Below are 20,714 nucleotides of genomic sequence, written 5' to 3'. Positions count from 1 at the left end.
CATTATCTTTACAGAAGGAGGTGAGATAAGAAAAAGGAGGTGGAAAGTAAATGAACAGAAATACATTTTTGGTTTTTTTACTAATTCTCTTAATAGGCTCATTTTTTTCAGCTGGTATTTATGCTCAGGATCAAAATTTTTCCCCTGTCCTGCCTCAAGCTAAAAATTATAATTTTAATTTAGAGGCTGAATTTAATTATTCTAATTATAATAACTTAAAAGAAAATAAAAAGTTAGCTGTAATTAAACAGAAAGGAAATTTTAATCAGGCTGATATCTGGCAGAGTGGAAAAAACAGTCTTAATTCAGCTTTGATAGTTCAGGTTGGTAATGACAATCAGGCATCAATTAAGCAGTTTGCTGGAAATAACAGAGCTTTAGTTCAGCAGTATGGATTTAATAATCGAGCAGAAGTAGTACAGATCAGTCGTTACAATAACTTAACAGTTTCACAGTTTGGAAATAATGATCGCTTGAAAATCAAACAAAATTAAATTTAGTTATATTTGAAATGATGAGCAGCGCGTGGGATTTTATTTAACAGTAAATTAAAATTAAGGCTTTATCTTGAAAAAAATTTAAAAAGCTGCAAGATAAAGCTTAATTTAATAAATTGTTGCTTAAGGGACTAAAATAATAAAGGAGGTTTTAGAAATGAGGAGATTATTTATCCTGGTAATGGCAGTTGTTTTTGTAATGGGAATGACAGTGATGGTGGCAGCAGATGGTGGATATGGAGGACCTCCATATGGCGAGCCTGGAAATGGTGGTCCTGGTCATGGTGGACATCATGATAATGGTGATTTTGCAATGATAACCCAGATTGGTGCTTCTAACAATGCCAGCATCTATCAAGATGGAAGTTCACTTTATGGTTATCATGGTGGTGGAGATAATGTTGGTTTAGTTTTTCAAAAAGGCTGGGGAAATGATGCCAGTGTAACTCAAGTTGGATCTGATAATTTAGCCTTAGCTAAATCATTTGGTTTTGGTAATGAAATCATTCAAAATCAAAGAGGAAAAGATTTAATGGCTACAGCATTCCAATATGGATCTTCTAACAAAGCTACTCAGGTTCAGCGTGGAAAATACAATGTCAGTCTTGTAAAACAAACTGGTTTTGGCAACACAGCAAGAACAGACCAGAGAGGTAGAAAAGACATGGCAATTGTAAAACAACATGGTTTTGGCAATAATGCCACAATCACTCAACTATAATTGTTCTCCACAATATACTACAGCACATTAAAATGTGTATTTAGTAGTAGGGCAGTCTGAGGTAAATCAAATTTTTACTTCGGGCTGCCTTTTTAAATTAATTTAAAAAAGGAGTGAGCAAGATGAATTTAAAAAAATATGTGTTTATAGCTATTAGTGTAATTTTAATTACACATATATTTTTTGGAGCAGCAGTGCTGGCCCAGGAAAGTCAAAATGACAATTTGACTGAAAGAGTAAACTTAATTAATGCTTCTCGAGAATTAAAACGCAGCCAAAATCAGACAGCTAATTCAAGCATAAGCCTCTTTGTTACAAATTATCATTCTGGAGATAAAGAGTTTAATCTTGGAGCTAAATATGAGAGCATTCTATTTAAGAACAGGAGTGAATCAGCCATACGAATAGATTATGTGCTTGAAGCAATTTATTTAGAAGGGGAAGAAGATAATCTAGCAGGATTTCTATCACTAAAAGCTTCTTTAAAAGACAAATTATTTAGTCCCTATTTGGGAGGAGGAGCAGCTTTTTTAGCTAATGCTGATTATCAGGCTTTTGTTGGTCTAAATTTAACAGATAACTTTTTTGTGGAGACAAAATTTATAAACGATGAGGAAAAATCTGACAGCGGTGATTTTTATTCAGCTGTTGGTTTCAAAATAAACTTCTAAAGGAGGTTTGAATCTGATGCGTAAAACCATATTATATATTATGTTAATTTCATTTATTTTTGTCACAGTTTTTACAAATATTATAGCTGCGGCCTCTGTAACAAGCTGGGAATTTAAAACATTTAATGATCCTGATGGCAGACAGGTGGCACAAAATATAGCCTCTGCTCAGCATGAAATGAGTTTGTCAGAAGATCCAATTGCACAATTCATAAATGGACTTAATGGTCGAATTATGAGTCTTATTCAGCAGGATATAGTAAATAAAATGGTTGAAGATGGTCTTGCAGAAGGAAATTATGATGTTGGTAATCTAGAAATAACAGTTAGTGAAGATGAAATAACAGGAGTGGTCACAATAATTTTAACTAATACCACTACTGGTGAAGTTACAGAAATTGAGTATTCAACAGATGATTGGCCTTCATCTGAGGATTTAGGCTAAAATCAAAATATATTGTGGGGTGAAATATTATGGAAGGTATGATAGCTGTATTATTAGTAATTTCCCTCTTAGGGGGAGGTGGCCCAGCAGCAGTAGAAACAGAAACTGTTGAAACAAATGAGTTAGCTGAATCTCCCGCTGAGATAATTGAGGAAGTAAATTTATCAGCTTCAGAGATCTTATCTGCAAAAGAAAATGTAACTACGGCTACTCAATTATTAGCAGCTTTACCTGAGAACGAAAATAAGCATAAGGTTGCTGTTTACGGCATTCAAGATAAAACAGGACAGTATAGTGAAATTGGTTCTCCCATAGTTTCTCAAGGAGCAACAGAGATGTTAATTACTGCTCTGATGAGATCCAGACAGTTTAAAGTCTTAGATCGAGCTGATTTTAATAATTTTATGACCGAACAAAATCTAGTAGCAAATGATAGAATCAAAGCTGATCAAGGCCCAGAAATAGGTCAGCTTTCAGGAGCGGATTATATTATTTCTGGTGCAGTTACTGAATACCAGATAGACAAAAAAACAGGTGGACTTGGACTCAGAGTTGCTGGTAAAGGTGGTCAACAGGAATATGCAGTAGCAAGCTCAGCTATTGATTTAAGAGTTACAGATACCAGCAGTGGAGAAGTTATTTGGGCCAAAAGTTTAAAAAAGGAGATAGTAGGAGAGAGGATTGGTCTGGAAGTCTTTTCGTTTATGGGTAATAATATAGTCGAGTTTGAATCTGGTAAAGGTAGGCAAGAAGTTATTAATTTGGTTGTTAGAACCTTGTTAGAAGAGGCTGTTTATAAGTTAACTGCAAATAATAATCTTTAAAGAAATAAGACACCTAAAACCCTGGCTTATGAGCTCAGGGTTTATCTTTTTGTCTGTTGTGATATAATCATACACGAGGTGGGAAAATTGGATTTATTAAAAAAGGTTAGTATCTATAAAATATTAAGTATTGCTGAAGAAGTTGAAGTAGAAAATCTGTTAGATAATCAGTCTAAAAAAATATTTTTAAATAGTGATGAAATAGACGATTATGCAGCAGTAGGTGATATTGTCTTATTAGTTAAAAATAATAGGGGCAGTAATTTGGATAAAAGAATGGCTATAACTTATCCAGTGAGGAAAACTAAGGGACGATTTTCTGATGTAAAAGAATATATTTATTTTAAAATGAAAGTGTTATATGATTTTAATCTACATTATCTGAATAAAAAAGAAATAGAAGCAGTGGACAAAGATCCGGCTCACCTAAAGTTTGAAAATTTATTAGATAAAAATCAAAAAGAAATTGAAAAATTGATTACTTATAACAGTGATGAAATTGTAGAGCCTTTTAATCACACTAATTATCCAGTCCAGAAAATTTTAAATTCTAAAAAAATATTTAGACAGGAAATAGGAAATGAATTTGATTGGGGTTGGAGCTTAATGGAAATTTATCAAATCGATTCTGATAATTTTGTCAGTTTTAAACAGAGTAGTTATTTTCGAGAAAGGCAGCGCGGAGAATTTTTTGATATAAGTAAAAAAGCGGTCGAATTTATGAGAAGCTTTGAAGATGATAAAGATGATTTCTTAGATTAAAAATAAACAGATATTTTGGAATTTTCAGTTAAAAATTGTGATATAATATTTATGAGGTGAAAAAAATGAGTAAATATCAAAAAGCAGCTGAGCTTATAAAAAATTCCAAGCACACAACTGTTTTTACCGGAGCAGGTGTATCAGTAGAAAGTGGTGTTCCTCCTTTTAGAGGCAAAAATGGTCTCTGGAATGATTATGATCCGATTATTTTGGATCTTAAGAATTTCTATAAACACCCAAAAGAGAGCTGGGAAACAATTAAAGAAATATTTTATGATTACTTTGGTAAAGCTGAACCAAATGAAGCGCATAAAGTTATTGCCAGGCTTGAGAAATCAGGTTATGTTAAAGCAGTAATAACTCAAAATATTGATAATCTGCATCAGCGAGCAGGAAGTAAAAATGTATTTGAGTTTCATGGTAACTCCAGAAACTTAGTTTGTACAGAATGTGGGAAAAAGTATTCAGTTACTAATGAACTCTTAGCTGAGCAGCCTCCGAAGTGTAAGGAATGTGGTGAAGTCTTAAAACCCGACTTTGTATTTTTTGGAGAAGCAATACCTGATCGAGAAGAAAGTTTATCATTTGAAGAAGCAGAAAAAGCAGATCTTTTTATTGTTATTGGCACAACTGGAGAAGTTCAACCAGCCTCTTTTATTCCAGTTGTTGCTAAGAGTAAAGGGGCTCAGATAATAGAGATCAATATTAAAAAGTCTAATTTTACCGATGATATTACAGAAATATTTATTCAAGAAAAAGCAAGTACAGCTATGAAAAAAATTGAAGAAGAATTAAATAAATTAGAGAAATAATTGAAAATCCTCAGTTTTTAAGACTGAGGACTTTCTCTATATTCTGCAATATAGGGTAAGTTTCTATATTTTTCTTTATAATCAAGTCCATAACCGACAACAAATTTATCCTCAATTTCAAAACCTGTATAGTGGACTGGTAGATCTAAAAGTTTATTATCAGAGATATGAAGTAGAGTACAGATGTTAATACTTTTTGGATTGCGGGCACTGAGATTTTTTAACAAATAACTGTGGGTCAGCCCAGTTCTTATTATATTTTCAATAATTAAGACATTTTTGCCTGAGATACTGAATTCTAAATCTCTAGTTACTCGAATAATACCTGAATTATCTGCATCAGCATAATGGTTTAGTTCCAGAAAGTCGAGTTTGATTGGAAAATTAAGTTTGCGGCTGAGGTCTGTCATAAAATAAAGAGAGCTCTTTAAAATACTAACTAAAATTACTTCTTTATCTTTAAAATCTTCATTTAATTTGACGGCTAACTGTTCAATTTTGTTGGAAATATCTTGTTCAGAAATAATAATTTCACCTAGTTTTTGAGTATCCATTTAATCCTCACTCCTATTAAGCTCGAACTTTTCTGCCAGCTGCTCAAAATCTTTTTTATAGACGATTTTTACTTTAATATCCGGGTATAACTCCTGCAGTAATCTAACTTTTTTATTTTTTTCAGTAGTATATTTTCTTTTCATTGTTGTTAACTCAACATAAGTATCATGTTCAGTTAGATAAAAATCAGGTCTAAAAGCCATAATAACATTTCCTTCTGGATCCCATTCTAAAGGAAATTCACTTGGTTCATACTCCCATTTAATATGATGCATATCTAATATTTTAGCAAATTCTTTTTCGCTTTCATGGCCAAAGTTTCTTTGGCTTTCACTATCTAACTCCTTTTCTTTAACATCTTTAATTGTATTATTTAAAGGTTGTGGATTTTCTTTTTTAAGGTCGGCAATATTCATTATAATTGATAAACTTTCTTCCAGTGTGAGACCATCTCTGTTTAGAGTCAGATGATAGAGAGTTGTTTCTTCCCAGTCGTGATTATGTATTCTCCAAACATAGCGACGGTGTTTACGGTCAGCTAACTCAAGTTCTCTAGCTGCTTCTTCTGGATGCAGACCGTAGATTTCTTTTAACTTCTGACAGCGATATTTTTCTGATGCAACAATTTTAAAATGAAGTGCATAAGGATTGTTTTCAAAAATTATTTGAGAACCTAAGCCTAAAATTAAAAGATTTTTAGTTTCAGCTTCTTCTTTTAGTTTTTGAGCGATATAATCAGCAAAACTAATCTGCTCATCTGCTCCATCATCTGGATTAATAATTTTAGTATAAAATTTTGAACTCTGTTTTAACATGTGAAGCTGATGTTCATCTGCAACTTGGGACAGCCAATTTTCTAAAACATATTGACGATTAATTAATTTTAAGCCGAGTCGATTAGATAACTCTTCCGCAATTTCTTCGCCCCCACTTGCAGTTTGCCTTGAAATTGTTATTATCTGCATCATACACACCCTCTTTCTATATTAATATTATAGCATAAATAATGGAAACAAACTATGTATCTTAGAAAATTAAGGAAATAGATAATTTGAAAAGCAAATAGTTAAAAAAATCAATTTAAAATAAAGGATTTTACCTAATTTTGCCTAATATATAAATATGAGATGAAGAAAAATTTATAGCTTTAAAAAATAGGGGGTATTCTATGAAAACATTAGCACTAATTTTGGCCGGTGGTCGTGGAACTAGACTTGATATTTTATCAGCACATAGAGCTAAACCAAGTGTACCATTTGCGGGTAAGTTTAGACTAATTGATTTCGCTTTAAGCAACTGTGTTAACTCTGGCATCTATAATGTAGGAGTTTTAACTCAGTATTTACCATTATCCTTAAATAACCATATAGGTATTGGGAAACCATGGGATTTAGATCGTAGAATGGGTGGGGTTACCATTTTACAACCTTTTAGAGGTAAGCCTGGAACAACAGATTGGTACGAAGGAACCGCCCATGCAATTTACAAGAATATGAGCTTTATTAAGAATAAAAATCCTGAAGATGTGGTTATTTTATCAGGTGATCATGTATATGAGATGGATTACAGCAAGATGGTTGATTATCATAAGGAAAAGGGTGCAGACTTAACAATAGCGGCTCAACCAGTTCCTTATGAAGATGCAAATCGTTTTGGGATTTTAGATTATAATGATGATATGAGAATTACAGATTTTGTTGAAAAACCAGAAAATCCCCCCAGTAATCTAGCATCAATGGGTATTTATGTCTTTAAAAAAGAAGTGCTATTAGAAGTACTAGAAAAGTATTGTTCAGAAAAAGACTCAGATTTTGGACATCATATTATACCACCAATGATTGAAAAAGAAGGTGTTTATCTTTATAAATTTGATGATTATTGGAAAGATGTAGGTACACTTGCTGCTTATTGGGAAAGTAGTTTAGAGTTAACCGATCCAATTCCAAGTCTTAATCTTTATAATGAAGATTGGAAGCTGCATACCAGAAGTGAAGAAAAACCTCCTGTTAAATTTGGTAAAGATGCCTGTGCTTCTAAGAGCTTGATTTCTAATGGTTCTATTATAAATGGTGAAGTTAAAAATTCCATAATCAGCCCGGGAGTTTATGTTGAAGAAGGAGCTGTAGTTAAAGACTCTATAATTTTTAATGACACTATAATAAGAAGTAATTCTGTGGTTGAAAAAGCAATAATTGATAAAGAAGTTGAAATCATGGCAAACTGTAAAGTTGGTTATGGTGATGATTTAACTCCTAACAAGGACAAGCCTGACCTTCTTGATAATGGCTTAAATGTTATTGCTAAAAGAGCTACAATACCTGAAGGAACAACAATTGGTAGAAACTGTAGAATTTTTTCTTATGTTGGAGTAGATGACTTTAAATCTAAGGATATACCCAGTGGCAGCACAATAACTTCTGAAATAGGAGAAAAAGTAGCAGCTGGAGACGAAGATCATGTTAGGGAACTTAATACTTAATAAATTCAATATATAGCTTCCTTCTTAATCGGGGGAAGCTATTTTATTTATTAAAGATTCTATGCTAAAATTAATATAGGTAGATTTAATATTTTCAATAGGAGATGATTATTATCAAAGTTAAATGGTTAGGTAATTCTGCTCTTTTAGTTGAAGCTGAAAAAACAATTGTAATTGATCCTAGTTTTAGGGAAGAAGCTGAAGCTGACTTTAAAGCAGATATTGTTTTAATTACACATGAACATGAAGATCATATTGACCCTGAAGATCTGTCAGCTGTTAGTAAAGAGGATACCAAAGTCTTTGCTCCACAATCAGTTTATAATAAATTTGATATCGACGGTGAGGTAGTAAAAGCTGGAGATTTGATTGAAGATGAGATTAAAGTTTTAGCTGTTGACTGTTATAATGCTGAAGAATCTGTAGCCTACTTTTACAAAGGGCTTTATCAGACAGCAGATGCTGCTGATTACCCAGATCCTGGAGAAGAAATTGAGATCTTATTTACAGCCTGTTTTAATGACCACTTTTCTGATTATTTAGAGAAAGTAATCAAACTAAATCCTAAAATGGCTGTCCCCTATCATTATGATCCGGAAGAAAGACAGGAACTACTGCAGGCCAAAGGTTTATCCAGTAAGTTTGAGCAGATTGGATGCAGTTCTAAAGTAATAGAGATCGGTGAAGAAATAGAAATTTAAATACTTAAATTTGAGCCTTCTGGAGATTATAAATCTGGAAGGTTTTCTTTTAGATAAATTAAATCTATGAAATGCAGTGTTAAGTAATTACTTTTTTCTTTTCTGATTTTTGTTATTTTAATAATGAAGAATTCGAGTACTTACAAAAATCAGGAGGTAAATACTATGGAAGCAGATTTGGAAGATAAAAGGCTTATACTTGTTTCCAATGGTGAACCATATAAACATGTATATAGAAATCAAGACATAGAAATTAAGAAACTAGCAGGAGGTTTAACAACTGGCCTTGACCCGATGATGCAAAAAGATAAAGGACTTTGGATTGCCTGGGGTAGGGGTGAAGCTGATTTTGAAGTTGTTGATCAGAATAGTAAAGTTATGGTTCCAGATGAAGATGGTTATCCGCTAAAAAGAGTTGAACTAAGTGAAAAAGAAAAGAATAATTTTTATTATGGTTTTGCAAATGAAGTAATGTGGCCGATTAGTCACACTTTTATCTCTAAGGCTAATTTTAAAGAAGAATACTGGAAGAGTTATCAAAAGGTGAATCGAAAATATGCCAAAAGTATTATAGAGGAACTAAAAGAAGACGATTTAGTCTGGATTCATGATTATCATTTAGCTTTAGTACCTGGGTTTTTAGAAAAAACTAGTGCAAAAACCTCTCTTTTCTGGCACATACCCTGGCCGGCCTGGGAAGCTTTTAGAACTATTCCCTGGCGGGAAGAAATTTTAGAGGGTATGTTAGCTGCCGATTTTTTAGCTTTTCATACCGATTTATTTGTCTATAATTTCTTGAATTGTGCTAAAAAGATTGGAGCTGAGGTGGATTTTTCTACAAAAGAAATTTTTTATCAGGGTTCAAAAACTAAAGTTGAGAGTGTTCCTTTAGGTATTGATTTTCAGCGTTTTGATAATCTGGCCAAAGATGATGATTATCTTGCCCAAGCAGAATCGGTAAAAGCAAGTTATGATACAGAAAAACTAATTTTTGCTGTAGATAGATTGGATTATACTAAGGGTATTGAAGAAAGGTTAAAAGGGATTGATAGATTTTTTGAGAAATATCCTGAATATCAGACAGAAGTAACTTTTGTTCAGAGAGTTGCTCCCAGCAGAACTGGAATTGAAGAATACCAGCAGATGAAAGAAAGAATAGAGAAAAAAGTGGCTGAAATTAATGGTAAATATCAAGAAGATCAGTGGGCACCTGTTAAATATTTTTATGGCTCGGTACCACAGGCTGAACTGCTTCCCTATTATAAGGCGGCAGACTTAGCTTTAATCACAGCTTTAATTGATGGTATGAATCTAGTAGCTAAGGAATACCTTGCAGTTCAGGATGCAGGTGTGCTTTTGCTTTCAGAATTTGCAGGAGCAGCAGAATATTTAGATAGTGCAATTAAAGTAAACCCTTATAATACAGAGGCATTAGCTGACAGTATCTATCAGGGTTTAGAAATGTCTGAAACAGAAAAGAAAAAGAGACTGCAGCAGGCTAAAGCTGATCTTAAAGAATATGATATCAACTGGTGGCGTGATTATTTTCTAAAAAAATGGGTGGAATCTTATGAATAAAAAGTATGTTTTAGATAAGCATAATTTGGATATAATTCAAGAAAAAATAGACGAGGCAGAAAATATACTGCTATTTTTAGACTATGATGGGACTCTAGCGCCTTTTAAAGCTGAACCACTATCAGCTTTTGCTCTCCCGGAAATTATGACGAGTTTAAAAAAATTAGAAAAAAGCAGTAAATATTATTTAAGTTTGGTTTCCGGGAGAAAATTAATCGAGTTGAAAAACATGATAGATCTCAGGCGCAGCAATTATGCCGGCAGTCATGGTCTGGAGATAAAGCTATTTTTTAGAAAAGAATTAGTTTATCCCTATCAGAATAAGAGCCTGGATGAATTAAGCAGAAAAAGCTATCAGAAAATAAAAGAAAAATATATAGAGTCGGAAGCTGTTGAGTTAGAAGATAAAGGTTTTGGTTTTGCACTCCACATTGATTCTGAATCAAAGCAAAAAGAAATAGAAAGAAAACTTAAGCTAATCTTCGAAAATACTGCCTACCAGCTGCTTTCTGGGAGAAAAATTATTGAAATTCGGCCAGAAGGCTGGGATAAAGGAAAGGCGGTTGACTATATTACTAATCAAATTAAAGATAATTTAGATCTAGATAATTTACTCAGGATATATATTGGCGACGATCGGACAGATGAAGATGCTTTTAAAGTTCTAGAAGACGGAATTAGGATTTATGTAAAGAATGAAAATGACTTAAAAACAAAAGCTGATTATTATCTTAATGACCCTGGTGATACAGCAAAATTACTGAAGAAACTTGCAGGAGAGCTTTAATCTCCTGCTTTTTCATGTTTAAATTAAGTTTAACTACTTATTTAAAGCTTATGAAATTCAGCCTTCATCTTATTAAAGGTAGTTAATTTTTTGAATCCTATTTTTCTAAGTTGGCTGATTGTATAGTCAAATTTTTGAGCAATATCTTCAGTTTTATGACTGTCAGAACCAAGAGTTAAAATTTCTCCTCCAAGTTGATAGTATAGTTTCAGTATTTCAAAACTGGGCAGAGGGTTTTGTCCATCCAAACGATAACCGGAAGTATTCACCTCTAAACCTTTATTCTTTTTTATAATGGTTTTTAAGATTTCTTTGATTAAGTTTTCTGCCTGCTCATTTTCTAGTAAATCTGGCTTCTTCTCAAAGTCTCCATAACGTCTAATAATATCAAGGTGACCAATTACATTATAATTATCATATTCCTTCACTACTTTAATAACAGTTTTTAGATATTGAATATAGGCTTCCCACTGACTGTAGCCTGAAAAAAAATCACCATTATAAAGATCATTTTTTTCAGCAGTGTGGAAAGAAGCGATTACAAAATCAAAGTCATCTTTCAAATATTGATCACATTCTGTTAAAATATGAGACTGTAATCCCATCTCTATTCCTTTTCTTATAATCAAATTACCTTCATATTTTTTTTGCATTTTTTCTATTGCTTTTAAGTATTTTTCCTTATCTATTAGAAATTCAATTGTATTATCCTGATAATCAATATCATGGTGGTCAGTTATGGCTATTTCTGTTAAACCTTTTTTAACAGCTGTCTGACAGAGCTCTTCCATTGTCATTTCTGAGTCAGCTGAAAATTGTGAATGCAGATGATAGTCAAAGAACATTTAAACATCTCCTTTTAATATAATATTTAAAACTTTAGTAAGTAACAGATTAATATATCTATATCATAGCATATTAACTAATAAAACAAAAATAAATACTTGACAGAGACACTTGAGTTTAATATCATAATTTAATAGTAACTAATATTTATAATTAGTAAATAATTTAATTGAGGTGATAGTAAATGAGTGAGATAAACTTTAAATGGTTATTAATTTGTTAACCTAAAATTTAAATATTTAAAATGGTGTGTAACTGTTTGGCAGGCATAAACCAGAAGAGTAGGGATCTTTGCACCCTCTTTTCTGGTTTTTTTATTTATCAATCAAGATCAATAAAAATTATAGGAGGAGATTTCTAATGGAAAAAGAAATTGTGATTACAAATGAGACTGGTCTTCATGCTAGACCAGCGTCAGCTTTTGTAAATGAGGCGGGTAATTATGAATCAGATGTAGAAATAGCTTTTGGTGAAAAAACAGTAAATGCTAAAAGTATAATGGGTGTTATGAGTCTTGGAATTTCTCAGGGTAGTAAAATTGTCATTAAAACAAATGGTGACGATGAAGAAGAGGCTTTAAACAACCTGGTAAACTTTGTTGAAGAAAAAATAAACAAAGAGCATTAAAGATAATTAATGGAAAGATCCAGGCTGCTTAAAGTAATCTGGGTCTTTTTATTAAATTGATAAATTTTAAGAATAATTTGTAATAAGCTTCCAAATTGAATATAATGGTAATAGTAAGGTGAAAATTTGGGAGGGATAAATGATGGAATATAGAACAGTTGGTAAAACTGGAGTTCAGGTTTCTCCACTTTGTTTTGGCACAATGCCATTTGGTGGGATTGCTGATGAAGAAATGTCTAGAAAAATGTTTAAAGCTGTACGTGAGCGCGGTATTAACTTTTTTGACACTGCTGATGTTTATAATGAAGGCCGTTCTGAAGAACTTTTGGGTAAATTTATTCAGGAAAATAACTGCCGCGACGAATTAGTTATTAGTTCTAAAGTTTTTGGCAAAACTGCTGCAGATGTTAATGCCAAAGGACTTTCCAGACGGCATATCAAATTAGGTGTAGAAGAAAGTTTAAAAAGACTGAAAACTGATCGAATCGATTTTTATTTTGTACATAGCTTTGATTCTAAGACTGATATGGCCCAGACTTTGAGAGCACTTGATGATTTAGTAAAAGAAGGTAAGATATTATACCCTGCTGTTAGTAATTGGGCAGCCTGGCAGATAGAAAAATCTTTAGGTATTTCAAAGCGTGAAAGCCTTGCCCGTTTTGAATGCATACAGCCGATGTATAACCTTGCAAAAAGGCAGGCTGAAGTTGAAATACTGCCAATGGCTGAGGAAGAAGAGTTAGGTGTTATTTCATACAGTCCTTTAGGTGGCGGGCTATTAACTGGTAAATATGGAAAAGATAAAAAGCCGAAGCAGGGAAGATTAGTTGAGAGAGATATGTATGCTAAAAGATATGGTTTAAAACAGTATTACCAGATAGCTGAAGATTTCAGTAATCATGCAGAAGCAAGAGGAGTAGATCCTGTCTCTTTAGCAGTAGCCTGGGTAATGAACAATCCAACTATTACGGCTCCGATTATTGGTGCCCGTAATACAGAACAATTAAAAGGTTCACTGGGAGCTTTAGACATAGAAATGACTGATCAGTGGAGAAAAGAAATTACTGATCTTTCAGTAACTCCTCCACCAGCAACTGATAGATTAGAAGAACAGGAGAATATTAGTTATTTTTAGTTTAGATATTTTTTAAAAAATATTTCAAATAATAAGGTCTGTCACGATTTTTTTGGCAGATCTTTTTCTATTTTAAATTTAATAAAAATAGTGTTAAAATTAAGACAATAAAGAAATAACTGAAATAGCTTGACAGTTAGATAAATTATAAATATAATAGATACAACATTTTAATACTTTACTATGATAAAGCACTAAAATATAAAGGGAGGCAAAATAGATGAATGCATTTGTAGAAGGGGTCCGTGATATTTTACCAGCAGAGCTCAGAAAAAGAAGGGCTATTTATCAGGCAATTAGAGAAGTCTTTGAAGCTAATGCCTATAGGGAAGTTATCACTCCAACACTTGAATCATTAGAACTGTATGCTGGGGTTGAGGGACTGGTAGATAAAAATGAGATGTTTAAAGTTGTTGATGATAAAGGACAGATTTTGGTTTTAAGACCTGATTTAACAATGCCGATTGCGAGGCTGGCTGCAAGCCGATTTCAGGATAGCCCTCGTCCACTTAAATTTTCTTATTTAAGTTCAGCGTTTCAATCAAAAAGTTCTCAAAGCTTGAGCCTGAAAGAAAAAACTCAAGCAGGGGTCGAGCTAATAGGTTCAGCTAGCTTAGAATCTGATTTAGAGATGATATTACTGCTGCTGAAAACAATGAAAAAAGTTGGGGTAGCAGAACCGCTGATTGATATAGGACACGCTGATTTAATTAATGAAATTTTTGCAGATTTAAAAATTGCTGAAGTTGAAAAAACAGAGCTGCGCCGACTTTTAGCTGCTAAAAACAGGATTGGAATTAAACATTATATTCAAAATATAGAACTAACAGCAGATGCTGAAAAAGTTCTATTGCGTTTACCTTCACTGTTTGGTGATCCCAAAAAGGTTGTTAAAGAATTAGAAAATATGCCCCTGTCAGCTGAAACTAAAAAAGCACTCAAAAACTTGGAAGAATTATTCAATAAATTAGAGGTTTTTGACTCTCTAAAATATATTACTTTTGATCCAATGTTAATTTCTCGGCACGGATATTATACAGGTTTAATTTTTAAGGGCTATGCAAAGGGTTATAGTAATTTACTTGCTAGTGGTGGTCGTTATGATAATTTGACTGCAAAATTTGGCCTTGAAGAAGCAGCAGTTGGTTTTGCTTTAGAAATTGAAAACTTACTGGACTATTTAAATAGGACAGAAAATTTTAGTGAAAATTTACAGAAGAGATTTTTAATAGCATATACTGATCAAAGTGATCTTAAACTTTCCTATGAACTGGCAGAAGATCTTAGAAATGCTGGTTTTGTAACAGAAGTATATAATAATGCAGATAAAGAATATTTAGATTTTCAGCAGGTAGACTTTGAAATTTATTTAAAAAGTGAGAGCCTGGAGTTAAAACAGTACAGTGGTGAAACTGCTAAAATTAAGAGAAATAAAAAAGAAGCACTCGAATATCTTATCTTAAATAAAATAGAGGAGTGGGAATAATGGATAATCTCTGTATTGCCATGGCTAAAGGAAGACTGGCCAAAGAAGCCGTTAAGCTTTTTCGACAGGCAGATTATGATTTGCCTGAAAATATGCTTAAATCACGTAAATTAATTTTTGAAATAGAAAGTGAAAAGCTAGAAATTATACTTGTCAAACCAGCAGATGTTCCAATTTATGTTGAATATGGTACTGCTGATTTAGGAATAGTTGGTAAAGATACTTTATTAGAAGAAAATCGTGACTTATATGAGGTTTTAGATTTAAAATATGGTGTCTGTGAATTTGCCTTAGCTGGTTTACCAGATCGTAAAGATACCCTTTTGGAGAGAAAAGTGGCAACTAAATATCCAGATTTTACCCGGCGTTATTTTAGAAGCAGAGGAGAACCAGTTGAAATAATTAAACTTAATGGTTCAATTGAACTGGCACCATTGACCGGCCTGGCAGATACTATCTTAGATATTGTTGAAACAGGAAGAACTTTAAAGGAAAATGGATTGGTTGTTTATGAAAGTATCAGAGATTTATCAGCTCGTTTAATTGTGAATAAGGTTAGTATGAAAACAAGACAGCAGGAAATCGAATCAATTATAGAATCCCTGGATGAAGTTGTAAATGGAGATGGTGAAAATGCTAAAAATTAAAAGAATTAAAGACGGCAGGAAAAATATTGACCAGGTAAAAGAGCTGCTGGACAGTCGTTCTGGTGATAATCTTAGCCAATACAGAAAAATTGCAGCAGATATCTTAAAAAATGTTAAAGCTAATGGTGACCAGGCAATTTTAGAATATACTGCTCGTTTTGATGGAGTTGAATTTAAAGCTTCAGAACTTGAGGTGACAGAAGCAGAAATAAAAGAGGCGGTAAAAGAAGTTGAATCTGACTTTATCGCGGCTTTAAAAAATGCTGCTGCTAACATTGAAGAATTTCATGCTGAACAAAAAGATCGTTCATGGCAGAAGCAGAAAAAACCGGGCATTATAACCGGTCAGATTTGTCAGCCGCTTAAAAAAGCAGGGGTTTATGTTCCAGGTGGTAGAGCTGCATACCCGTCTTCAGTCTTAATGACTGTTATCCCAGCAAAGGTAGCGGGGGTAGAAGAGATAGTTATGCTGACTCCTCCAGATCAAGATGGGAAAATAAGCCCGGTTATTTTAGCAGCAGCAGATATTGCTGGTGTAGATCGTATTTTTAAAGTTGGAGGAGCTCAGGCAGTTGCTGCTGCAGCTTATGGTACAGAGACAATTCCAGGGGTGGATATTATTGTTGGCCCAGGTAATATTTATGTATCAATGGCAAAAGAACTGGTCTTTGGTCAGGTTAAAATAGATATGATTGCCGGTCCCAGTGAAATTATGATTATGGCCGAAAAGGATTCTAATCCAGCTTTTATAGCTGCTGACCTGATGAGTCAGGCTGAACATGATCCACTAGCCTCTTCAATTTTAGTTACAGATGCACCAGAGTTAATCGAAGAAGTTGAAAAAGAATTAGAAAAGCAGATTGCTGAACTGAGTAAAAAAGAAATTATTAAAGAATCACTTGAAAATTTTGGGCTGATGATTGAAGTTGAAGATCAGCAGGCTGCCTTAGAGATGATAAATTTAGTTGCACCAGAACACTTAGAATTAGCAGTTAAAAATCCATTTGAGCTGCTGCCTGCAGTAGAAAATGCAGGGTCTATCTTTTTAGGAGAATATACCCCGGAGCCAATTGGAGATTATTATGCAGGTCCTAATCATGTGCTGCCAACAAATTCGACTGCTAGATTCTTTTCTCCGCTATCTGTTAGAGATTTTGTTAAATATTCAGGTTTTATTCACTACAGCCAGGAAGCACTTAAAGAAGCTAGTGCTGATGTGATTTGTCTTGCTGAGGGTGAAGGACTTGATGCACATGCCAATTCAGTTCGAATCAGAAATAAAAGTTAAATTTTTTATTAATAAAATTTATGTATTATTATGCGAAAACTGGAGGAGGAAAAAATGAGCAGTAATAATTTAAATAAAAAAGAAAAAGCACTAAAAGCACTGCTTAAAGATGAAGTTAAAGCAATGTCCCCTTACAGAGGGGAAAAAGATAACTTTGAGGTTGAAATAAATTTATCAGGGAATGAGTCTCCCTTTGATCTGCCTCAAGAAATTAAAGAAAAATTTAAAGAAAAATTTGACCAGCATGATATTAACCGCTATCCGGAAATATATTCTGAACGTCTGCAGCAAACTTTAGCTGCTTATTTGAGCCGAGAACTTAGTGAAAATGTCACTGCTGAGGAAATATTAATTGGTAATGGTTCAGATGAAATTTTAGATATATTGATTAGGACTTTTGTTGAGCCAGGTGATGTTGTGATTTCACAGAGCCCAACCTTTTCAATGTACGAATATTTTACTAAGTTAAGTGGAGGCCGCTATCAAGCTCTCCCCTTAGTAGAAGATTTTAATTATCAAACTATTAAAGAAAAAATTGATGAATTAACCCCTAAACTAATTATTTTTTGCTCTCCTAACAATCCAACTGGTGAGCTTGTGGACAAAGAAATGGTTTTAAAAACCGCAGATTATTTTTCTGGTCCTGTAATTGTTGATGAAGCCTATGCAGATTTTAGTGAACTTGATTTTATGTCAGATGTAAAAAAATATCCCAATTTAGCTGTGTGTAGAACTTTTTCTAAGGCATTTGGACTGGCAGGAATTCGTTTTGGCTATCTTTATGGGAATAAAGTCCTGGTTGAAGAATTAAAAAAAGTACTAAAACCATACAACTTAAATTCTTTGACTGACATATTAGCTTGTTTAATACTAGAAAATGATGATATTATAAAAGAAAGAATTAATTTTATCAAAGAAGAACGCCAGAGGCTTTATCAGGAACTCAACCAATATCAAAAGTGGCAGCTTTATCCTTCAATGGCCAATTTTCTCTACATAGAGGGTCCAAAAACTATGGATTTTAAAAGAATTTTAAATCAAAAGGGAATTAAAATTAGATCTTTTAATAAAGAATCTTCGGCGATTAGAATTACTATTGGCAGTAGAGAAGAAAATGAGGCTGTTTTAAAAGCTTTTTCAGAATTTAAGCAGAAAAACTAGGAGTGGTTTATTATGAGTAGAGATCGGGTAGCAGTTGAGCAGCGAAAAACTAAGGAAACTGAAATTATCGCCAGTGTGAATTTGGATGGAGAAGGTAGAAGTGAGATTAAAACTGGTGTTGGCTTTTTTGATCATATGCTTGAACAAATTGCCAGACACGGGAATATTGACCTAGAGCTTTCTGTTAAGGGTGATCTTCACATTGATTCTCACCATACTATTGAAGATACAGGGATTGCTCTGGGAAAGGCTTTTGCGAAGGCAATAGGAGACAAAAAAGGTATAGCTCGTTTCAGCAGCGCTCTAGTACCTTTAGATGAAACCTTGGTAAGGGCAGTTGTTGACATTAGCGGCCGTCCTTATTTGTATAAAGATCTTCCCTTTACCAGAGAAATAGTTGGAGACTTCCCTTCAGAAATGGTTGTGGAATTTATGCGGGCCTTTGCCTTTAATGCTGGAATCACTCTCCACTTAGAAATTTTACACGGTGATAACTGCCATCATCAGATTGAAGCTGTTTTTAAAGCACTGGCTAGAGCTTTAAAAGCTGCAGTCACAATTGAATCAGATAAAATTCCTTCGACAAAGGGTGTGCTTTAAGTGATTGCAATTATTGATTATGGTGCTGGTAATTTAAACAGTATTCAAAAGGCACTTGAGTTTGTGGGTGAAGAGACAGTCATTTTAGAAAAAGGAAAGATAGAGGAAGTTAATAAATATTCAGGACTGGTACTGCCTGGAGTTGGTGCCTTTCCGGGAGCAATGGAACGGCTTGAAAATAATAATTTTATTACTTTTATTGAAAAATTTGCAGCCAGCGGCAGACCTTTTTTGGGAATCTGTCTGGGGATGCAGCTTCTTTTTGAAAAAGGTTATGAAGAAGAAAAAACTCCAGGCTTAGGATTACTTAAAGGAGAGGTTCATAAGCTGGACAGCCACTTGAAAATTCCTCATATGGGTTGGAATCAGCTCGAGATAATAAAGAATGATCCTCTCTTTGAGGGACTACCAGAAAATCCTCATTTTTATTTTGTTCATTCTTACCAGCTGGATCAGGTGACAGATGATGTACTGGCTACAGCAGCTTATGGAACAACAGTACCAGCAGTTGTTAGAAAAGATAATGTTATTGGATTACAGTTTCATCCTGAAAAAAGTGGAGATAATGGGATAAAACTTTTAAAGAATTTTAGGGAGTTGTTATAGATGATAGTACTGCCTGCAATAGATTTAAAATCAGGTGAAGTAGTAAGGCTCAAACAGGGAGATTTTGAGCGAAAAACAGTTTACAGCCAGGATCCGCTGGCTGTTGCAGAAGATTTCGCAGCAAAAGGTGCTGAGTGGCTGCATTTAGTTGATTTAGATGGAGCAGCTGCAGGAGAAAGTCAGAATTATGCTGTGATTAAAAAAATTGCGGGAGCAGCTGATCTTAAAATTCAGACCGGTGGTGGAATCAGAAAAAAAGAAGATGTTAAGCGGCTTTTAGATATCGGAGTGAAGAGGGTCATAATAGGGACTCTAGCGATTAAAAATCCTGAATTGCTGGCAGATATTATTAGAGAATTTGGAGCAGAAAGTATTTTAGTCAGTATTGATGCTCGTGATGGTAAGGTAGCAACTTCAGGCTGGCTGGAAGCAAGCGAAAAAAATATGCTTGACTTTGCCAGAGAGATGGAAGCCCTAGGTGTTAAATATATTTTATATACAGATATTGGTCGGGATGGAATGCTTAAAGGGCCTGATTTTGCTGGCTTAAGAAAACTGAAGGCAGAAACTGAGCTGAAGATTATTGCTTCAGGTGGAATCAGCTCTAATCAAGATTTATATGATTTAGCAGCTGAAGATTTTTATGGAGCAATTACCGGTCAGGCTATTTATCAGAAAAAAGTAGATTTAGAAGAAGTTTTAAAAAAGTTGGGTGAAAATAATGCTTAAAAAAAGAATTATTCCCTGCCTGGATATTAAAGATGGCAGGGTTGTCAAAGGTGTAAATTTTGTTGGTTTAAGAGATGCTGGAGATCCGGTTGAATCAGCTAAAGAATACAATGATTTGGGAGCAGATGAACTTGTTTTTCTGGATATCACTGCAACTAAAGAAAAGCGTAAAACTCTGGCTGAGCTGGTAGAGAAGGTGGCAGCTCAGGTTTTTATCCCGCTGACTGTTGGGGGAGGAATTAGAACTGTAGAGGATATGCAGTTTATCCTGCGGGCTGGAGCAGACAAGGTTTCGGTTAATTCAGCTGCAGTAAAAAATCCTGAATTGGTCAGGGAAGGAGCCAGAATATTTGGCTCTCAGTGTATTGTTGGAGCAGTTGATGCAGCCAAAAAGGTTTCAGGCGAAGGCTGGGAAATCTTTATTCACGGCGGCAGTAAAGAAACAGGCATTGATTTAATTGAATGGGTCAAAGAACTGGAACGGCTTGGGGCAGGAGAAATTCTCTTAACCAGCATTAATGCTGATGGGACTAAAGAAGGTTTTGATCTAGAGATGCTGAAAGCTGTAACAGAGGCAGTAAATATTCCGGTAATTGCCTCAGGAGGAGCAGGCAGCATTCAGCATTTTATAGATATTTTTAAAGAAACAGGTGCAGATGCAGCTCTGGCAGCTTCTATTTTTCATTTTGGAGAGATAGCTATTAAAGATGTCAAAGATGAGCTTGAAAAAGCAGATATTCCAGTTCGAACTGAATAA

Annotated in this window: 24 protein-coding genes; 21 read left to right on the top strand and 3 right to left on the bottom strand. The window is 34.0% G+C overall.

The features are described from left to right. Positions 1–50: 50 nt before the first annotated feature. The 7 genes from ACZ446_RS13225 (at position 51) to ACZ446_RS13195 (ending at position 4,732) form a co-directional block, all read left to right on the top strand. Positions 51–494 carry a hypothetical protein gene (locus ACZ446_RS13225; protein ID WP_464393017.1) on the top strand — a complete coding sequence of 148 codons (444 nt, stop codon included), beginning with the start codon at positions 51–53 and terminating at the stop codon, positions 492–494. A gap of 160 nt (positions 495–654) precedes the next feature. Then, complete coding sequence (locus ACZ446_RS13220) at positions 655–1,218, top strand: hypothetical protein (RefSeq protein ID WP_464393016.1); 564 nt, start codon at positions 655–657, stop codon at positions 1,216–1,218. Positions 1,219–1,340: 122 nt separating this feature from the next. Beyond that, positions 1,341–1,889 (top strand): hypothetical protein, encoded by a 549-nt coding sequence (locus tag ACZ446_RS13215; RefSeq protein ID WP_464393015.1) that lies wholly within the window; start codon positions 1,341–1,343, stop codon positions 1,887–1,889. A 16-nt stretch (positions 1,890–1,905) separates the two neighbouring features. Further along, entirely contained in the window at positions 1,906–2,334 is a 429-nt protein-coding gene (locus tag ACZ446_RS13210) for a curli assembly protein CsgF (RefSeq protein ID WP_464393014.1), read from the top strand. A gap of 29 nt (positions 2,335–2,363) precedes the next feature. Beyond that, entirely contained in the window at positions 2,364–3,158 is a 795-nt protein-coding gene (locus tag ACZ446_RS13205; protein WP_464393013.1) for a CsgG/HfaB family protein, read from the top strand. Positions 3,159–3,245: 87 nt separating this feature from the next. Next, positions 3,246–3,920 carry a hypothetical protein gene (locus ACZ446_RS13200; protein ID WP_464393012.1) on the top strand — a complete coding sequence of 225 codons (675 nt, stop codon included), beginning with the start codon at positions 3,246–3,248 and terminating at the stop codon, positions 3,918–3,920. A 65-nt stretch (positions 3,921–3,985) separates the two neighbouring features. Then, positions 3,986–4,732: an SIR2 family NAD-dependent protein deacylase gene (locus ACZ446_RS13195; protein ID WP_464393011.1), complete on the top strand. Its 747-nt coding sequence runs from the start codon at positions 3,986–3,988 to the stop codon at positions 4,730–4,732. 17 nt (positions 4,733–4,749) lie between these two features. On the opposite strand, the gene hpt is transcribed toward ACZ446_RS13195, so the two are convergent. Together hpt and ACZ446_RS13185 are read right to left on the bottom strand one after the other, a co-directional pair. Next, positions 4,750–5,286 (bottom strand): hypoxanthine phosphoribosyltransferase, encoded by a 537-nt coding sequence (gene hpt, locus ACZ446_RS13190; RefSeq protein ID WP_464393010.1) that lies wholly within the window; start codon positions 5,284–5,286, stop codon positions 4,750–4,752. Then, a complete protein-coding gene (locus tag ACZ446_RS13185) occupies positions 5,287–6,255 on the bottom strand; it encodes a cytidylate kinase family protein (RefSeq protein ID WP_464393009.1) in 969 nt (322 codons plus the stop codon). A gap of 200 nt (positions 6,256–6,455) precedes the next feature. Here ACZ446_RS13185 and ACZ446_RS13180 point away from each other — a divergent pair, with 200 nt between their 5' ends. From ACZ446_RS13180 to otsB, 4 genes are all read left to right on the top strand, one after another. Then, complete coding sequence (locus ACZ446_RS13180) at positions 6,456–7,766, top strand: glucose-1-phosphate adenylyltransferase (RefSeq protein WP_464393008.1); 1,311 nt, start codon at positions 6,456–6,458, stop codon at positions 7,764–7,766. 104 nt (positions 7,767–7,870) lie between these two features. After that, entirely contained in the window at positions 7,871–8,467 is a 597-nt protein-coding gene (locus ACZ446_RS13175; RefSeq protein ID WP_464393007.1) for an MBL fold metallo-hydrolase, read from the top strand. Positions 8,468–8,632: 165 nt separating this feature from the next. Next, entirely contained in the window at positions 8,633–10,045 is a 1,413-nt protein-coding gene (locus tag ACZ446_RS13170; RefSeq protein WP_464393006.1) for an alpha,alpha-trehalose-phosphate synthase (UDP-forming), read from the top strand. Next, positions 10,038–10,832 carry a trehalose-phosphatase gene (gene otsB, locus ACZ446_RS13165; RefSeq protein WP_464393005.1) on the top strand — a complete coding sequence of 265 codons (795 nt, stop codon included), beginning with the start codon at positions 10,038–10,040 and terminating at the stop codon, positions 10,830–10,832. Before ACZ446_RS13170 ends, otsB begins: the two co-directional genes overlap by 8 nt. A 41-nt stretch (positions 10,833–10,873) precedes the next feature. On the opposite strand, the gene ACZ446_RS13160 is transcribed toward otsB, so the two are convergent. Next, positions 10,874–11,677 carry a histidinol-phosphatase HisJ family protein gene (locus ACZ446_RS13160; protein WP_464393004.1) on the bottom strand — a complete coding sequence of 268 codons (804 nt, stop codon included), beginning with the start codon at positions 11,675–11,677 and terminating at the stop codon, positions 10,874–10,876. 361 nt (positions 11,678–12,038) lie between these two features. Here ACZ446_RS13160 and ACZ446_RS13155 point away from each other — a divergent pair, with 361 nt between their 5' ends. The 10 genes from ACZ446_RS13155 (at position 12,039) to hisF (ending at position 20,714) form a co-directional block, all read left to right on the top strand. Then, positions 12,039–12,305, top strand: coding sequence for an HPr family phosphocarrier protein (locus ACZ446_RS13155; protein ID WP_464393003.1), 267 nt, complete (start codon positions 12,039–12,041; stop codon positions 12,303–12,305). Between the two features lie 142 nt (positions 12,306–12,447). Next, positions 12,448–13,440: an aldo/keto reductase gene (locus ACZ446_RS13150; RefSeq protein WP_464393002.1), complete on the top strand. Its 993-nt coding sequence runs from the start codon at positions 12,448–12,450 to the stop codon at positions 13,438–13,440. A gap of 220 nt (positions 13,441–13,660) precedes the next feature. Continuing rightward, positions 13,661–14,926, top strand: coding sequence for an ATP phosphoribosyltransferase regulatory subunit (gene hisZ / locus ACZ446_RS13145; protein WP_464393001.1), 1,266 nt, complete (start codon positions 13,661–13,663; stop codon positions 14,924–14,926). After that, on the top strand, positions 14,926–15,573 hold the full coding sequence (hisG, locus tag ACZ446_RS13140; RefSeq protein ID WP_464393000.1) for an ATP phosphoribosyltransferase: 648 nt from the start codon (positions 14,926–14,928) through the stop codon (positions 15,571–15,573). Before hisZ ends, hisG begins: the two co-directional genes overlap by 1 nt. Next, positions 15,560–16,861, top strand: a complete 1,302-nt coding sequence (gene hisD / locus ACZ446_RS13135) for a histidinol dehydrogenase (protein WP_464392999.1) — start codon at positions 15,560–15,562, stop codon at positions 16,859–16,861. Before hisG ends, hisD begins: the two co-directional genes overlap by 14 nt. Positions 16,862–16,915: 54 nt before the next feature. Further along, positions 16,916–18,022 (top strand): histidinol-phosphate transaminase, encoded by a 1,107-nt coding sequence (gene hisC, locus ACZ446_RS13130; RefSeq protein ID WP_464392998.1) that lies wholly within the window; start codon positions 16,916–16,918, stop codon positions 18,020–18,022. A gap of 12 nt (positions 18,023–18,034) precedes the next feature. Then, positions 18,035–18,622: an imidazoleglycerol-phosphate dehydratase HisB gene (gene hisB / locus ACZ446_RS13125; RefSeq protein ID WP_464392997.1), complete on the top strand. Its 588-nt coding sequence runs from the start codon at positions 18,035–18,037 to the stop codon at positions 18,620–18,622. Beyond that, positions 18,623–19,228 (top strand): imidazole glycerol phosphate synthase subunit HisH, encoded by a 606-nt coding sequence (gene hisH / locus ACZ446_RS13120; RefSeq protein WP_464392996.1) that lies wholly within the window; start codon positions 18,623–18,625, stop codon positions 19,226–19,228. Continuing rightward, positions 19,229–19,957 carry a 1-(5-phosphoribosyl)-5-[(5-phosphoribosylamino)methylideneamino]imidazole-4-carboxamide isomerase gene (gene hisA / locus ACZ446_RS13115; RefSeq protein WP_464392995.1) on the top strand — a complete coding sequence of 243 codons (729 nt, stop codon included), beginning with the start codon at positions 19,229–19,231 and terminating at the stop codon, positions 19,955–19,957. Then, positions 19,950–20,714, top strand: a complete 765-nt coding sequence (gene hisF, locus ACZ446_RS13110; RefSeq protein ID WP_464392994.1) for an imidazole glycerol phosphate synthase subunit HisF — start codon at positions 19,950–19,952, stop codon at positions 20,712–20,714. The genes hisA and hisF overlap by 8 nt, the downstream gene beginning before the upstream one ends.

Source organism: Halanaerobium sehlinense, assembly GCF_055379485.1.
Note: the sequence above shows the minus strand (reverse complement) of the source record. Positions and strands in the feature narration are given on the sequence as shown.

Bases quoted from the DNA above. Each gene is read 5' to 3' on its own strand.
- otsB (WP_464393005.1), top strand. From the start codon at position 10,038: ATGAATAAAAAGTATGTTTTAGATAAGCATAATTTGGATATAATTCAA.
- ACZ446_RS13160 (WP_464393004.1), bottom strand. From the start codon at position 11,677: ATGTTCTTTGACTATCATCTGCATTCACAATTTTCAGCTGACTCAGAA.
- ACZ446_RS13215 (WP_464393015.1), top strand. From the start codon at position 1,341: ATGAATTTAAAAAAATATGTGTTTATAGCTATTAGTGTAATTTTAATT.
- hisA (WP_464392995.1), top strand. From the start codon at position 19,229: ATGATAGTACTGCCTGCAATAGATTTAAAATCAGGTGAAGTAGTAAGG.
- hisB (WP_464392997.1), top strand. From the start codon at position 18,035: ATGAGTAGAGATCGGGTAGCAGTTGAGCAGCGAAAAACTAAGGAAACT.
- hpt (WP_464393010.1), bottom strand. From the start codon at position 5,286: ATGGATACTCAAAAACTAGGTGAAATTATTATTTCTGAACAAGATATT.
- ACZ446_RS13210 (WP_464393014.1), top strand. From the start codon at position 1,906: ATGCGTAAAACCATATTATATATTATGTTAATTTCATTTATTTTTGTC.
- ACZ446_RS13195 (WP_464393011.1), top strand. From the start codon at position 3,986: ATGAGTAAATATCAAAAAGCAGCTGAGCTTATAAAAAATTCCAAGCAC.
- hisD (WP_464392999.1), top strand. From the start codon at position 15,560: ATGCTAAAAATTAAAAGAATTAAAGACGGCAGGAAAAATATTGACCAG.
- hisG (WP_464393000.1), top strand. From the start codon at position 14,926: ATGGATAATCTCTGTATTGCCATGGCTAAAGGAAGACTGGCCAAAGAA.
- ACZ446_RS13205 (WP_464393013.1), top strand. From the start codon at position 2,364: ATGGAAGGTATGATAGCTGTATTATTAGTAATTTCCCTCTTAGGGGGA.
- ACZ446_RS13170 (WP_464393006.1), top strand. From the start codon at position 8,633: ATGGAAGCAGATTTGGAAGATAAAAGGCTTATACTTGTTTCCAATGGT.
- ACZ446_RS13175 (WP_464393007.1), top strand. From the start codon at position 7,871: ATGATTATTATCAAAGTTAAATGGTTAGGTAATTCTGCTCTTTTAGTT.
- ACZ446_RS13180 (WP_464393008.1), top strand. From the start codon at position 6,456: ATGAAAACATTAGCACTAATTTTGGCCGGTGGTCGTGGAACTAGACTT.
- hisZ (WP_464393001.1), top strand. From the start codon at position 13,661: ATGAATGCATTTGTAGAAGGGGTCCGTGATATTTTACCAGCAGAGCTC.
- hisF (WP_464392994.1), top strand. From the start codon at position 19,950: ATGCTTAAAAAAAGAATTATTCCCTGCCTGGATATTAAAGATGGCAGG.
- ACZ446_RS13185 (WP_464393009.1), bottom strand. From the start codon at position 6,255: ATGATGCAGATAATAACAATTTCAAGGCAAACTGCAAGTGGGGGCGAA.
- ACZ446_RS13225 (WP_464393017.1), top strand. From the start codon at position 51: ATGAACAGAAATACATTTTTGGTTTTTTTACTAATTCTCTTAATAGGC.
- ACZ446_RS13155 (WP_464393003.1), top strand. From the start codon at position 12,039: ATGGAAAAAGAAATTGTGATTACAAATGAGACTGGTCTTCATGCTAGA.
- hisC (WP_464392998.1), top strand. From the start codon at position 16,916: ATGAGCAGTAATAATTTAAATAAAAAAGAAAAAGCACTAAAAGCACTG.
- ACZ446_RS13150 (WP_464393002.1), top strand. From the start codon at position 12,448: ATGGAATATAGAACAGTTGGTAAAACTGGAGTTCAGGTTTCTCCACTT.
- ACZ446_RS13220 (WP_464393016.1), top strand. From the start codon at position 655: ATGAGGAGATTATTTATCCTGGTAATGGCAGTTGTTTTTGTAATGGGA.